General features: G+C 57.1%; 7 protein-coding genes and 1 pseudogene. 6 read left to right on the top strand and 2 right to left on the bottom strand.

Annotated features, from left to right (window positions below; genetic code table 11):
• Window positions 1-152 precede the first annotated feature (152 nt).
• Both QZ377_RS03985 and QZ377_RS03980 read right to left on the bottom strand, forming a co-directional pair.
• A pseudogene (locus QZ377_RS03985) lies at window positions 153-2312 on the bottom strand (bifunctional (p)ppGpp synthetase/guanosine-3',5'-bis(diphosphate) 3'-pyrophosphohydrolase).
• A 610-nt stretch (window positions 2313-2922) separates the two neighbouring features.
• Window positions 2923-4614, bottom strand: coding sequence for a peptide-binding protein (locus QZ377_RS03980; protein WP_291439719.1), 1692 nt, complete (start codon window positions 4612-4614; stop codon window positions 2923-2925).
• A 118-nt stretch (window positions 4615-4732) separates the two neighbouring features.
• Between QZ377_RS03980 and QZ377_RS03975 the strand changes: the two genes are divergently transcribed.
• The 6 genes from QZ377_RS03975 to QZ377_RS03950 all read left to right on the top strand — a co-directional run.
• Window positions 4733-8008 carry a DEAD/DEAH box helicase gene (locus QZ377_RS03975; protein WP_291439718.1) on the top strand — a complete coding sequence of 1092 codons (3276 nt, stop codon included), beginning with the start codon at window positions 4733-4735 and terminating at the stop codon, window positions 8006-8008.
• A gap of 236 nt (window positions 8009-8244) precedes the next feature.
• Complete coding sequence (locus QZ377_RS03970; protein ID WP_291439717.1) at window positions 8245-9234, top strand: methionine ABC transporter ATP-binding protein; 990 nt, start codon at window positions 8245-8247, stop codon at window positions 9232-9234.
• Window positions 9227-9934 (top strand): methionine ABC transporter permease, encoded by a 708-nt coding sequence (locus QZ377_RS03965; RefSeq protein ID WP_291439716.1) that lies wholly within the window; start codon window positions 9227-9229, stop codon window positions 9932-9934. The genes QZ377_RS03970 and QZ377_RS03965 overlap by 8 nt, the downstream gene beginning before the upstream one ends.
• Window positions 9935-10004: 70 nt before the next feature.
• Window positions 10005-10781: a MetQ/NlpA family ABC transporter substrate-binding protein gene (locus tag QZ377_RS03960; protein WP_291439714.1), complete on the top strand. Its 777-nt coding sequence runs from the start codon at window positions 10005-10007 to the stop codon at window positions 10779-10781.
• A 667-nt stretch (window positions 10782-11448) separates the two neighbouring features.
• Complete coding sequence (locus QZ377_RS03955) at window positions 11449-13305, top strand: FAD-dependent oxidoreductase (RefSeq protein ID WP_291439713.1); 1857 nt, start codon at window positions 11449-11451, stop codon at window positions 13303-13305.
• Between the two features lie 230 nt (window positions 13306-13535).
• The coding region (locus tag QZ377_RS03950) for a molybdopterin-dependent oxidoreductase (RefSeq protein ID WP_291439712.1) at window positions 13536-14945 on the top strand (1410 nt) is incomplete at its 3' end.

The raw sequence follows: 14945 nt of genomic DNA, 5'->3' as shown, positions 1-14945 counted from the left end.
CAAATAAAGTTAGTCTTAAATAACAATTGAGAGCTGATATTTTTCAACGCACTGCAAACGCCTTTTGCCAACACCGGCCCAACAGGCCATGCGCCCAAAAAATCAGCAGGTTGGCCGTTTACATATAAATAAAAACCCGTATCCCAAAAATGCTACTGCGCGTCTTCCGTATCGCGCACCACCTCAAGAATGGGCGACAGAGAACGGATGGCTTCGATAAGCTGATAGAGCTGCGTGGCATCGCGCACTTCCACGGTAAAGCGCAGCTTGGCACGGCCGTCCACAAGGTTGTCCATATTCAGCCCGGTGATGTTCACGTTGTTTTTGGCGAGCACCTGGGCCACCAAGGCCAGTACACCGTGCTCGTTTTTGGCAATGATAAAAATACCGGCTTCGTAAGGCTTTTCTTCCGCGCCGTCCCAATGCACGGATATGAGCCGTTCCGGCTCCATATTCGCCACATTGGGGCAGTCCGCGCGATGCACGCTGATGCCAAGGCCACGGCTGATCTACCCGCTGATGGGATCACCGGGAACCGGATTGCAGCACTTGGCAAAACGCATGAGCACGCCGTCCACACCGGAAATACCCACGCCTTCCGTTTTACGGCTGGCGGCCTCTTTGCTTTCTTTGACTGTGGGCGTTTCAGGCGCAGAAGAAACCGCATCCGGATGCAGCACGGCGTACAAACGGTTGAGCACCTTGCGCGGCGTTGTGTGGGCGTAGCCCACCGATGCCACAAGGTCGTCCACACTCTCGAAGTTCATTTCCTGGGCCACCAGGGCCATATGCCCTTCTTTGATGGCCTTGTTGACGTTGAGGCTGACCTTTCGCCCTTCTTTTTCCAGCATGTCGCGCCCAAGGCTTACCGCGTGAGTGCGCTCCTCGGTGCGCAGGTAACGCTGAATACGGCTGCGCGCCCTGGCTGTTTTGACGATCTTGAGCCAGTCCCGGTTGGGTTTTCTGCTGGGATCGGTAAGAATCTCAACAATGTCGCCGTTTTTAAGCTCTGTGCTCAAAGGCATGAGCCGACCGTTGATCTTGGCTCCGGTGCAGTGCTGCCCCACCTTGGTATGGATGATAAACGCGAAATCCAGAGGGGTAGCCCCTTCAGGCAGTTCTTTGACATCGCCCGCCGGGGTATAGACGTAGACCTCGTCCTTGAAGAGATCCAGCTTGAGCGAATGCATGAATTCGCGCGAGTCCGTCTCTTCGCTCTGACGCTCAAAAATTTCGCGCAGCCAGCCAAACTGCTCGAGGTCCTTGCTGTTGACCCGGCCTTTTTCCTTGTACAGCCAGTGGGCGGCCACGCCGTGCTCGGCCTGCCGGTGCATGTCTTCAGTGCGTATCTGGATTTCTATGCGTTCGCCTTCAGGCCCGATGACCGTGGTATGCAGGCTCTGGTAGCCGTTGGTCTTGGGCATGGAGATATAGTCTTTAAAACGCCCGTGTACGGGCCTCCATTGCGAATGCACAAGGCCAAGCGCCGCGTAGCAGTCTCTGATATCCTTGACCAGAACACGAAACGCCATGATGTCGTGCATTTCATCCAGCGTCAGGGACTGGGACTGCATCTTTTTATAGATGCTGTATTTGTGCTTGATGCGGCCGTAAACCTGCCCTTCGATGCCGTTGGAGGCAAGAAGGTCTTTTATCAGGTCCACCACCTTGGCGATAATCTGCTTCTCCACTACCTGATGCTTGTCCAGCCAGTGGTCTATCTGATTGAAAATGTCGGGGCGCAGATACTTGAAACTCAGGTCTTCCAGATTGCGCTTCATGATATAAAGGCCCAGGCGGTTTGCCAGTGGCGCATATATATCCATTGTTTCCTGGGCAATGCCTTTCTGCTTGTGGGCTTTCTGAAAATCCAGGGTGCGCATGTTGTGCAGGCGGTCGGCCAGCTTGACCATAAGCACACGCATGTCATGGCTCATGGCCAGGATCATCTTGCGGATGTTCTCTGCCTGGGCTTCCTCTTTGTTTTCAAAGGGGATCATGCTGATCTTGGTCACGCCGTCAACAATATCGGCCACGTCCTCGCCGAAGTTTTCATCCAGCTCTTCAAGCGTGGCCTTGGTATCTTCTACCGTGTCGTGCAAAAGCCCGGCGACTATCGTTGACTCGTCAAAACCCATTTCGGCCAGGGTGTCGGCCACGGCCAACGGATGGGAAAGATACGGTTCGCCCGACAGGCGGGTTTGCCCTGCATGGGCAGTGGCGGCGTAAACATAAGCCTTCTGGATAAGCTCCAGATCTGCGTCGGGATTGTGCGCCGACACCTTGTCGAGAATTTCCTGTATACGAATCATGCGTAAATCCCGTCCGGGCGTAAAATCTTTGTGATGTCCTGACTATGTTATCAGTTGCGCGGCCTTGTCAATGCTATTGACTCCGCAGCAAGCCCTGCGGCAGCCCGCAAAAAAACCGGCAAAGTTTGCAGATACTCCGGGCATTGCGTACCCACCGTGCATCCGCACTTTTCGCCTGTGACAAGCCGTATTTTTTAATGGAAATGGATGAAAGGTCGTTGTCGGCCCTTATCTGGACGCGCCAGGGATTTTTGCCGCGGTGAATTCCTGCGCCCCTGCCCGCCGGGCGCAGCGCTTTGTCACCCGGGCGTGCCGCAGGCCGGCGGCACGGTGAAAAGCTTCATGCGCGGCATTGAAAGCCGGGCATACCCCCAAACGCATGCCCCATGTGGAAGCAAGGCGGTCTGCCCGCCAAGGGTACCACGCGGCCATCCTAAAATGTCTGGGCGAAGAGCCGCAACACGCTGCACGCCTTGCGCGATTGGCTCAATTGGCGCGACTGGCTCGATTGGCACAGCCAGCCAGCCGCTTCAAAGCCGGTTCAAAACAGAAAAAAAGCGAACGGCACACGGCAGTTAGCGCATTTTACCTTTGAAAAAGCTTAAAAGCTCTAGTCCGCCGCCAGGCTGTGCCGCTGAAGCTCTTTCGGAACCCACCATTTTTCAAAATTGTACATCAGGCCCGCCAGGGCTGGCTTGACGCCCTGAAAACGCTTTTGCACCACGGGCAGCGCATAGGGAACATACAAAAAGCAATAGGGCTGTTCCGCATCCAGTACTTCCTGAATGCGATAGTACAGGCGGGCGCGCGTGCTCTGGTCGGGGATGGAACGCGCCTCTTCCAGCAGCCTGTCCACTTCGGGATTTTTATAGTAGGTAAAGTTAAGGCCGCCTTCAACAGCCTGCGATGAATGCCACACCTGATAGATATCCGGGTCCTGGGGAATGGTCCAGCCAAGAATAATGGCGTCAAAACGGCCCTTGTTGACAAACTCGCGAATAAAGGCCGCCCATTCCACCGTGCGGATATGCACGTCAATGCCGATGGCCCTGAGCTGCGCCTGTATGACCGTGGCCGTAAGAATACGCTGATCGTTGCCCTGATTGGTCAGTATGGTAAAAGAAAAAGGCTTGCCGTTTCTGTCCAGCAGGCCGTCGCCATCGCTGTCGGTAAAACCGGCCTCGGCCAGCAGGGCGCGTGCGGCGGCCACATTTTGCGGCATGGGTTTAAGGGTCGGATGATAGGCCCATACCCCGGGCTTGAAAGGCCCGAAGGCCGGTATACCCTGCCCGAGCAGCACCCCCTGGATGATACTGTCCCGGTCAATGGCCTGAGAGATAGCCCTGCGCACCCGCACATCCCCAAAAAACGGATGCTGCAGGTTAAAGCCCAGAAACACGTAGGACGAGGCAAGGTAACGAAACCTGTTGAACTCGCGCTCCCACATGGGGCCGGAGGTCTGCCGCAGGTATTGCAGGGGGGAAAGATCCATAATATCCAGCCGCCCGGCGCGCGCCTCCATAAACATGGTCGCGCCATCGGGGATAATGCGGTACACGACTTCGGTGATGTGGGGCTTGCCGTCAAAGTAGGTGGGCGAAGCCTCAAGAATAATACGGCTGCCCGGCTCCCAGGCCTTGAGCCGGTACGGCCCGGCCCCCATCGGCTTGCGTGTGAGCGGGCTGCTGCGGATATCCTGCCCCTCAAGAAGATGCCGGGGCAGTATGGGCTGCATCCACGAAGACACTGAGCGCGCGAAAAAATGCTCGTAACGGACTTCAAACGTATAACGGTCAATAACCCGGAATTCCTTGATACGCGAAAAATCTTCGGCATAGGGGCTTCCCGTGGCCGGATCCGCCACTACCTTGCAGGTATAGGCCACGTCCTCGGCAGTCAGCTCAACGCCGTCTTCCCACAGTATGCCCTTGCGCAGGGTAAAGCGCATAAGCCGCCCGTCGTCTTCCATATTCCAGCTTTCTGCGGCCCAGGGCTCTACCTGAAGATCCTTGTCGTAGCGCAAGGGCGCCACATAAATAAGCCCCGCTACCTCATGCGAAGCGGAATCCGCCGAAAGGTAGGGAATAAGATTGGAGGCTTCACCAATGCTGCCGAAAAGAATGCGGCCTCCGTCCACGGGTGTTCCAAAATTTTCTTTTCTTGCCGCGTCAGACCCGATCTCGGCGGCCACGACGGCATGGGGACCAAAAAATCCCATAAAAACAGTCAGTAAGAGCAGGACACGAATTGGAAGAAATACATCCAACATACTGTTTACCCACTCAAAATTTATTTTTTTCATAATTTTGATGCTTCATATTGCTTTCGCCCCCCAACCTGTGCTATTTATCGCAAACATCATAACATCGCCCTGTCATTGAAACTTTCGATACACCTGACAGGGGCTTTTTGAGGAACGCATGAGTCGATCAGAACAGAGTGTCGTACGCGAAATGTGCCAGACCTTTCTGCATGACAGCGTACCGGAGTACATACGTGACGCCGCGTACTATATCCTGTCCGAAGGTGAGGTGCAAAAAATAAATATCCAGGAAGGCGAGACCTGGGACGTGCAGGGAGTCATACAGGGTGACGACCTGCAAGTCTATACGCCCAGCCTGAGCATGACCATTACTGACCACAGCACGCGGCACCAGTGCAACTGCTCTGACGCCTTCACCGGCATCTGTCGCCATGTGGCGGCTCTTGCCCTGCGTCTTGTTGAAGAACTGCGAAAGGAACAGGGCGACGCTGAAGAAAGCCCGCCGCCCAGCACCGACTGGAAGCAGAGCTTCCGCAATTTCTTCTCTACCGATATGGAGCCGGAACCGGGCCGCCACTACCTCATATTTCGCTTTGAGCCTGAACAGGGGCGGCTTCTGGTGTCCTTTTTCCGGGCGCGGCAGAACAAGTCCGGCCTGTCCACCGTGCACAATGAGGTGACGCTGGAACAGATCATCAATAATCCGGACTGGTGCGAGTTCTCGCCGCAACTGCCGTATGTGGCGCGCCAGATAGGCCAGCACCTGGACTATTACGGACACAGGGTAGAAATCCCGCAGGGTCTTACCTCATGGTTTTTCTGGTCTGTGCGCAAGGAATACTACCTGCTCTGGAAAGACACGGACATGCCCTGCCGGGTCGAAAGCACGCCTTTTGCCCTCAAGCTCAAGCCCATTCTGGACGATTCGGGCTTCAGTTTTGAAGTGCTGCTCAAGCGCGAAGGCCGCCCGCCCCTGCCCATACGCGCCGGTGCCGCCAGCCGGGCCGCGGCTGAAAGCCGCAACCCCCAGAATGAAAGCACCGCGCCGGAAGACGCGCCCATCACCTTTCACGGGCAAATGCCGCTCTGGGTCTGCTACCAGCACAATTTCTACCCGGTGCAGACGGGCCTTTACCCTTCGCTTGTGCGCAACCTTATTTATGAGCGCCCTGTGGTTCCTCACGAGGAAATATCCGAATTTCTCGACCGTGTGTGGACTCGCCTGCCCGCCTCTGAACTTTACGAACCGCAGCAGTTCCTCAAGCAGATGGAGCCCGTGTTCCAGCCTGCCACTTACAATCCCAAGCTCTTTCTGGATGAAGAAGGCAGCCTGCTCACGCTTGAGATCGACAACATCTATGAAACCCGCCACGGGGAGTTCACGCTCAACGGCCCCAACCCCGACTTTCAGACCGGCAGCTATACCTATGACGGGCAGACCTTTCTTGTGCGCCGGCATCAGGACGAAGAAGCCCAGCTCATGACCGACCTCGCGGGTATGGACTTTCAATCCCGTTCAAGCAAGCTGTGGTTTCTTGAACCGGAAGAAGCCATTGCCTTTTTGCTGGACTATTACCCCAAGCTTGTCGAAAACTACCGTGTTTACGGCGAAAAAGCCCTTTCACGCTACAAGGTGCGCACGGCCACATCCAATATCACGGCCGAAGTGGTCAGCAACGAAAAGGAAAAATGGTTTTCGCTGGATATCACCGTTGACTACGAAGGCCAGTCCCTGCCTCTGGAAAAAATCTGGAAGGCCTGGACACGCGGCAAGCGCTATGTGCAGTTGAAGGACGGCTCCTACACAAGCCTGCCCGAGGCATGGCTTGAAAAGCTCGCCCACAAGCTCACAGCCCTTGGCCTTGACCCTTCAAAGCCGCCGCAGCAGAAATTCAAGCAGTTTGAAGCCCCGGTGCTGGACAGTCTGCTGGAAGACCTGCCCGGAGCGGCCACCGACTCTTTCTGGAACAACCTGCGCGAAAAGATCCGCTCTTTCCGCGAGGTTCGCCCCATTGAGCCGCCCAAGGGGCTCAACGCCAACCTGCGCGCCTACCAGGCACAGGGCCTTTCGTACCTTAACTTTTTGTCGGAATACGGCTTCGGCGGCATTCTGGCGGACGAAATGGGCCTGGGCAAAACGGTGCAGACCCTGGCCTTCATCCAGTACATGGTGCAAACCAACTATGTGGGTCCCAACCTGATTGTGGTTCCCACCTCGGTACTGCCCAACTGGGAGCGCGAAGCGGAAAAATTTGTTCCCGGCCTCAAGCGGCTGACCATCTACGGCACGCGCCGTGAAGGCATGTTCAAGCATATCGCCAATTCGGACCTTATCATCACCACCTACGCCCTGTTACGGCGAGACCTGGAGGAGATGGAAAAATACGAATTCAATACCGTTATTCTGGCCGAAGCCCAGAACATCAAGAACCCCAATACCATAACGGCCAGGGCCGTGCGGCGCATCAATGCCCGCATGCGCCTGTGCCTGTCGGGTACGCCCATCGAGAACAACCTCTTTGAGCTCTGGTCGCTCTTCGAGTTTCTCATGCCCGGCTTTCTCGGCTCACAGCACGCCTTCCAGCGCGGCATCGTCAAACCCATCAAGGACGGCGACGCCGAAACTCTGGATTACCTGCGCACCCGCGTGCGGCCCTTCATATTGCGGCGCACCAAGGCCGAAGTGGCAAAAGACCTGCCCCCCAAGGTGGAAAGCGTCACCTGCTGCGCCCTCGAAGAGGCGCAGGCAGAACTGTACGCGGCCCTGGCCCGCAAGCTGCGCGCCCAGGTACTGGCCGACGTGGACCAGAAAGGCCTTGCCAAAAGCCAGATGTCCATTCTGGACGCCCTGCTCAAGCTGCGCCAGATCTGCTGCCACCCGCGCCTGCTCAAAATAGATATACCAGGCTTTACCACCAACCTGCCCTCCGGAAAGTTCGACGCTTTCAAGGACATGATTATGGAAATCGTGGAAGGCGGGCACAAGGTGCTGGTGTTCTCGCAATTTGTGCAGATGTTGCAGATCATCAAACAGTGGCTTGAGTTTTCTCAGGTTCCCTTCTGTTATCTTGACGGCGCCAGCAAAGACCGCTTTGACCAGGTGGACCGCTTTAATAACAGCCCGGACATTCCCATCTTTCTCATTTCGCTCAAGGCAGGCGGCACTGGCCTCAACCTTACCTCGGCGGACTACGTCATCCACTACGACCCGTGGTGGAACCCCGCCGTGGAAAGCCAGGCCACAGACCGTACCCACCGCATCGGGCAGACAAGACAGGTATTTTCCTACAAGCTTATCTGCCAGAACACGGTGGAAGAAAAAATACTCAAGCTGCAGGAAGCCAAGCGCGGCGTGGCCGAGGCCATCATTCCCGGCCAGGACACCTGGAAGTCCCTCACCCGCGAAGATCTGGAAATGCTGTTTGACGTTTAGGCATTTTACCATTGCGAAAACTCCGGCGGGCGTGTGCAAACACGCCCGCCGTGTTGTATGGGCGGCCACTTCAAACCATAACCGCCCAACAAACGGCCTTCGACGACATATGTTTTCATACGGCTGCGCCTGACCACATTCAACGCTTCGTGTCTTTCAGCCGGAGCGTTCTTTACTTTTTGCGGCAAATAACGCATCCTTCCCGGATTATATTAACAGACTCAGGTACCAAGCGCATGATTCAGGTAAACCAGCTTCGCAAAAGTTTCGGCAGCCATGTTGTATTGCAGGACATCAACATGCATGTGCGCCGGGGCGAAATTTTCGGTATTGTCGGGCATTCCGGGGCAGGAAAGTCCACGCTTCTGCGTTGCCTCAACGGCCTTGAGCCTTACGATAGCGGCAATGTCAGGGTTACGGATGTTGAGGTCGCCTCGCTCGACCCCCACCATCTGCGCCAACTGCAAAGCAAGATGGGCATGATCTTTCAGAATTTTAACCTGATGGCCCGCAAAAACGTTTTTGACAACGTGGCTTTTCCGCTGCAACTCTGGCACAGGCCCGAACGCGAAAAGCGCGTTATGGAGCTGCTTGAGCTTGTGGGCCTTACGGACAAGGCCCGCCAGAGGGTGCAAAGCCTGAGCGGCGGCCAGAAACAGCGTGTGGGCATTGCCCGCGCCCTGGCCCTGAACCCCAGCATCCTGCTTTGCGACGAGGCCACGTCCGCCCTTGATCCCAAAACCACATCTTCCATCCTTGACCTGCTGGAAGACATCAACAAGCGGCTGAACCTGACCATTATTATGGTCACGCATCAGATGGAGGTGGTCAAACGCCTCTGCCACAGCCTGCTTTTGCTTGATGGCGGCAAAACCGTGGCACTGGGCAAGACAGAAGACCTGTTTCTTGCGCCCACCAAGGATATGCAGGCCATTGTGGAAAACGAGTATACGCTTATCCCCGGTGGAACCAATATACGCCTCATGTTCCCGCGCGAAATTTCGCAGCAGAGCGTCATCACGCAGATGGCCAGAACGCTGGGCATAGATTTTTCCATTGTGGGCGGCAAGCTGGAACGCTATCTCGACGATGTTTTCGGCTTTCTTATCATCAACGTGCAGGACCAGAATATTGACGCCGTGCTGCGCTACCTGAAGGAGCAGCGCCTGTACTGGGAGATACTGGAATATCCTTCGCAACAAGCTACGGATGCCGCCAATGAGTGATCAACTGAGCACCTTCGCCCAACTGGCCCAGGACATGCACCCCTTGTGGGAACGCCTGCAGGACAAAATGCCGGAAATTCTCATGGCGACCTGGGAAACCGTGCAGATGGTGCTGATCTCGACCTTTTTTTCTCTGGTTATCGGCTTCATGCTGGCAATCCTGATGATCGTGACCAACCCCATCGGCCTGAACCCCTGCCGTTCTGTCTACAGGGTTGTGGACTTTGTGGTGAACCTTCTGCGTTCATTCCCGTTCATCATTCTGCTGATCGCCATCATACCCTTTACGCGCATGGTGGTGGGAACCTCCATAGGCAGCGGGGCGGCCATTGTGCCTCTTACCATTGCGGCGGCCCCCTTTGTGGCGCGACTTATCGAAACCTGCTTTCTTGAGGTGGACAGGGGCGTTATCGAGGCAGCCCGGTCATTCGGGGCCAGCAATGCCCAGATCATTTTCCGGGTACTTTTTCCCGAAGCCCTGCCGTCCATCGTGCTCAACATCGCTGTCATCGCCATCACCCTGCTCGGCTATTCAGCCATGGCGGGAACCGTGGGCGCCGGCGGCCTGGGCGACCTGGCCGTCAAATACGGCTATAATCGCTTTCAGGTTGATATCATGGTCTACTCCGTTATCATCCTGTGTGTGCTGGTGTTGCTTATTCAGGGCATCTGCAACTTTTTGTACAAAATTCTGCGATAAGGCCCGCTGCGCGCGCAATGGGCTTTTATCCCTCTTCTACGGCACAGTCTTACCCACACAAGGAGCCATCATGAAACGCCTGCTTCTGTCCCTGGTCATGATTCTGGCTATGGCCGCTCCCTCTTTTGCCGCCGAGGACATCGTCGTCGGCGTCACCCCCTTCCCGCACAAGGACATCATGCTTGTGGCCAAGCCCCTGCTCGCCAAGGACGGCTACAATCTGGTCATCAAGGAATTCACCGACTACGTGCAGCCCAACATGGCCCTGTCCAACGGGCAGCTCTATGCCAACTTTTTCCAGCATGCACCCTACCTTGACAATATGAACAAAGAAAAAAAGCTGGGCCTCGCCTCCGTCGGCAAAGTGCACATCGAGCCGCTGGGTGTGTACTCCAAAAAAATAAAAAAACTGTCGGACCTCAAAAAGGGCAGCGCCATTGCCGTGCCCAATGACCCCACCAACGAAGCCCGCGCCCTGCGTCTGCTCGAAGCCAACGGCGTCATCAAGGTCAAGCCCGGCGCACTCATCACTGTGGCCGATGTCATCGAAAATCCGCTGAATCTCAAGATTCATGAACTGGACGCCGCCCAGTTGCCCCGCACCCTGGAAGATGTGGCCGCCGCCGTCATCAACACCAACTTTGCCGGCGAGGCCGGCCTTGTGCCTGCCCGCGATGCCCTTGTGCTGGAAGACAGCGAATCCCCGTATGCCAACATTGTTGTGGTTCGCGAAGCCGACAAGGACAGCCCCAAAACCAAGGCTCTCATGAAGGCCGTTCAGTCGCCCGAGGTCAAGGCCTACATCGAGAAAGAACTGGTGGGCAAAGGCATCATGCCTTCGTTCTAAAAGCTGCTGAAAGCGCCCTTTGTTCGCGCAACAGCGTTGAAGGCCCGTTTCGTTCCAGGTCCGCACCCAAAGTGTCTGCCTGTTCCGGAACGGGTCTTTTCTCATAAAAAACACCTGCCAGGGCAGCTTTGCACTGGCGGGCCGCGTAACGGTTGTGAAAACAACGTCCAGCCCCGGACGCAGACGGTATAAACACGGTCTGTTTGCGCTGTTGCGCGCCGGAACCGGCGTCTTGAAGCATCTTTTTTTCGAAGCAGGCCCCCGCTTTATGTCTGGGCCTCTTGCAACACATTGAATTGACAAAATATTTCTTCCGTCCATTGCCCAGGCCCGCGCAGACAGCCTCGTTGACACGTTGCGCGACGCGGAAATAAAGACCGCCGGGCAATACGGGAACGCCCGCGACAGAAGACAAGCGGCAGAAGGCACGCAGATCGCGCAGGCATAATGTATTGAAATATTGCGCCGGTTCGGCGGGCGGCCCGGATGAAAACAGTCAGGGCATTTCAAATGCTCACGGTTCTGAACCCATTGAAAACATATAATCGCAAAGCTAAAATGTCCTGGCAGACATTTTTGGGGCAAACCGCCCGCCTTTGCATATGCCCGCCAATGCGCTACCATATGGCAGCCATATAACGAGCGGAAAGAACGCGGGAGGCATGCCATGCCTGCAATGGATACGTGGAGAGGACAAAAAAACAGCGAAGGCCTGCGGGCTTTTATGGGCTGGGGCGGCCTTGTCGTCAGCGACGAGACTGTCGATGTGCTCGACATGCTGCGCGCCTATTACGAGGCCGCGGCAGCCGAGTCCTGCGGGCAGTGCTTCCCTTGCCGCAGCGGCCTGAAACGCATTGCCGAACGCCTTGACGCACTTTGCCGGGGCAAAGCCCGGCCAGACGACCGCGAATACTTGCAGGAACTGGCAGCCCTGGTATACGACAGCGCCCGCTGCGACATCGGCCAGACCTCGCCACAGCCCCTGCTGGACGTGCTGGCCCACGCTCCGCATCTGCTGGAAGCCAGAAAGACGGCACGCGGCGCCTACACCAGCCTTGTCACCGCGCCCTGCATCAATGCCTGTCCCGGGCATGTGGACGTGCCGGATTATATTGAAGAAATCCGCTTTCGTCGCTTTGGCAAGGGCCTTGACCGGGTTATGCGCAACTGCCCCATGCCCGGCATCATTGGCCGGGTGTGTGAACGCCCCTGCGAAACAGCCTGCAAGCGGGGCCTCAAGGGCGCCCCGGTGGCCATACGCAATCTCAAGCGCTTTCTGCATGACCACAACGCAAAGCGCAATCCGCTGCCAGAGCAGCAAAACCCGCCGGAAAATGCCCAAAAGGTCGCCATCATCGGCGGCGGCCCCGCCGGTTTGTCCTGCGCCTATTACCTTGCGCAGCTTGGCCTTGCGCCCACCATTTTTGACCGGCATGAAGTTTGCGGCGGCATGGCAAAGTTCGGCATCCCCGATTTTCGCCTGCCCCCCTCCGTGCTGGCGCGTGAAGTCAGCGTAGCCGTCTCCGGCGGGGGCGAAATCCGCAACGGCATTGAAATCGGCCGCGACATCACCCTGGACGAACTGCACGATGAAGGCTTTGAAGCCGTCTTTATTGCTACGGGCGCGCCGCACGCGCCGGGCATGCGCTGTGAAGGCGAAGAGAACTGCCCCTTGGGCTATCTCAGCGGCATTCATTACCTGTATGAAGCCACGCTGGGCAGACGGCCCGTAAGCGGCACCCGCCTTGTGGTTGTAGGCGGCGGCAACGTGGCAATGGATTGCGCGCGCACGGCGTTGCGGCATGGCTTCAAGGAGGTGCGCGTGGTCTACCGCCGCACCGAAGAAGAAATGCCCGCCGACCCGGTAGAAGTGGCTGAAGCCAGAGAGGAAGGCACGCTCTTTACTTTTCTGGCTGCGCCGGTTCGCATTGAGAGCAAAGACGGGCGCGTCAGCGGTCTTGTCTGCCAAAAAATGGAACTGGGCGCGGCCGACGCTTCCGGCAGACGACGGCCTGTTCCGGTGGAAGGGGCGATGCTTGAAATGCCGTGCGATGCAATTGTTTACGCCATCGGCCAGAAGGTCGCCCTTGAAGTTGTTCTCAAGGGCAAAGACGGCGCCCTGAACAAATACAATACGCTGGATGCTCACGAAATTACCGGCGAGGTCAGCGCCCTGCCCCGTATTTTCGGCGGTGGAGACTGCGTAACCGGGCCAAGCTCGCTTATCGCCGCCCTGGCGGCGGGCAAGCGCGCTGCCGCCCACATAGCCGCCCACCTGAACGGCACGGCACAAGGGCCTTCACCCAAAGAAAAACTTGAACACATGCTCATGCAGATGAACATGCTGGATGCAGAAAAAATGCCTCTGGAAGATCCCACGCCGCTCATGCCCATTCATGCCATCCCGGTTCGGGAGCGCCTGCAAGGCTTTACAGAGGTGGAAACAGATCCGCTGGAATGGGAGGCAGTGCGCGAATCATCCCGCTGCCTGCGTTGCCTGCGGCTTGTTATGGCGGCCACCTGACCGGCTGACTGTCCGGACATACAAACCTGAACAAGTGTCATGCGTGACGGCCATTGACCGCACACGTCATGGGCGCGCATGATTTTATTGCCGCAGTTGTTACAACCGGCACGATTGGCGCAACTGCCACAGCAGACGAAACAACGGCAGAGGCCGCCGCCCTTTGACTCAAAACCCCATATGGGGTCAAGCTGCACGACAATCCGCTGCGGAGCGGAACGGGAGATTTTATGCCGTTTGTCACCATCAACGGAAAGCAGGCTGCTTTTCAGCCCGGACAGACCATCCTTGAGGTTGCCGAAACCCTCGGCATCTTCATTCCCACGCTGTGCTGGCTGCCCCAAACGGGACACAGCAAGGTCTGCCGCATCTGTTCGGTAGAAGTGCGCGGGCATGACCGGCTGCTCACGGCCTGTTCTTCGCCCGCTGAAGACGGCATGATAATTGAAACCGAATCCCCCCGCGTGCTGGCCGCGCGTAAAAACATCCTCTCAATGCTGGTGGCCGAGGGCCGCCATGACTGCTTCCTGCGCAAGCTGCCCGCAGACCTCTGGCCGCCCTATCAAAAGGCCGCGGGGGCCATGCCCCATCGCGAGCATCCCTGCCCCGCCGAAGGCACATGCCGCCTTCAGGCTCTGGTCATGAAGTGCAACGTTCCTGTCAAAGACCTGCTCCCCGAGCCGGGCAACTTTCCTCTGGATAACGATCATCCGATGATCACGCGCGATTTCAGCCGCTGTGTGCAATGCGGGCGCTGCGCCTCGGTCTGTTCAGCCATACAGGTGAATGACGCCATCCCCCCCCAGTTCGGCCGCCGTGCCGAAAAAGAAGCATGGTGGCCGGTGGTGGATTACCAGCGCTGTACCCACTGCGGCGAATGCGTGCAGGTATGCCCCACCGGCGCGCTGACAGCCAAAAAATCCTACGGCCTCGCCACCCGCGAGGACAAGGTGGACAGCGTGCGCACAACCTGCCCTTACTGCGGCGTGGGCTGTCAGTTGAACCTGTCTGTCAGGAACGGCCGCATCATTGAGGTCAATGGCGCTGAAAACGCGCTGCCCAACAAGGGCAGCCTGTGCGTCAAGGGCCGCTTCGGTTATGATTTCATCTACAGTGAAGACCGGCTCACCGAGCCGCTTATCCGCCAGCAGGACGGATCGTTCAGGTCTGCCTCCTGGGACGAGGCTCTGAGCCTCATCGCGGCCAAATTTTCCGCCGCCATTGAAAGGCACGGCCCCGATTCCGTGGCAGGCGTGGCATGTGCCCGCAGCATCAATGAAGACAACTACCAGATGCAAAAACTCTTTCGCGCGGTGTTCAAGACCAATAATATTGATCACTGCGCGCGTACCTGACACGCTCCCACTGTGGCCGGTCTGGCCACATCGTTTGGTTCAGGAGCTATGACCAACAGCTTTGCCCACATGGGCGAGGCTAAAATGATCTTTCTCATCGGTTCCAATATCACGGAGGCCCATCCCGTTGCCGGAACCCTTGTAAAACAGGCCGTGCGCAAGGGCTGCCGCCTTATTGTCGCCGACCCGCGCCGCACCGGCATCGCCAAAGAGGCGGAAAGCCACCTGCAATTGCGGGTGGGGTCTGACATTGCGCTGCTCAACGCCATCATGCACGTGCTTATC

The sequence above is a fragment of the Desulfovibrio sp. genome, from assembly GCF_019424165.1.
Lineage (GTDB): Bacteria > Desulfobacterota > Desulfovibrionia > Desulfovibrionales > Desulfovibrionaceae > Desulfovibrio.
Note: the sequence above shows the minus strand (reverse complement) of the source record. Positions and strands in the feature narration are given on the sequence as shown.

What these genes read in the sequence shown, in the direction of transcription:
- QZ377_RS03975 (WP_291439718.1), top strand. Translation starts at nt 4,733, where the DNA reads ATGAGTCGATCAGAACAGAGTGTCGTACGCGAAATGTGCCAGACCTTT.
- QZ377_RS03960 (WP_291439714.1), top strand. Translation starts at nt 10,005, where the DNA reads ATGAAACGCCTGCTTCTGTCCCTGGTCATGATTCTGGCTATGGCCGCT.
- QZ377_RS03970 (WP_291439717.1), top strand. Translation starts at nt 8,245, where the DNA reads ATGATTCAGGTAAACCAGCTTCGCAAAAGTTTCGGCAGCCATGTTGTA.
- QZ377_RS03955 (WP_291439713.1), top strand. Translation starts at nt 11,449, where the DNA reads ATGCCTGCAATGGATACGTGGAGAGGACAAAAAAACAGCGAAGGCCTG.
- QZ377_RS03965 (WP_291439716.1), top strand. Translation starts at nt 9,227, where the DNA reads ATGAGTGATCAACTGAGCACCTTCGCCCAACTGGCCCAGGACATGCAC.
- QZ377_RS03980 (WP_291439719.1), bottom strand. Translation starts at nt 4,614, where the DNA reads ATGAAAAAAATAAATTTTGAGTGGGTAAACAGTATGTTGGATGTATTT.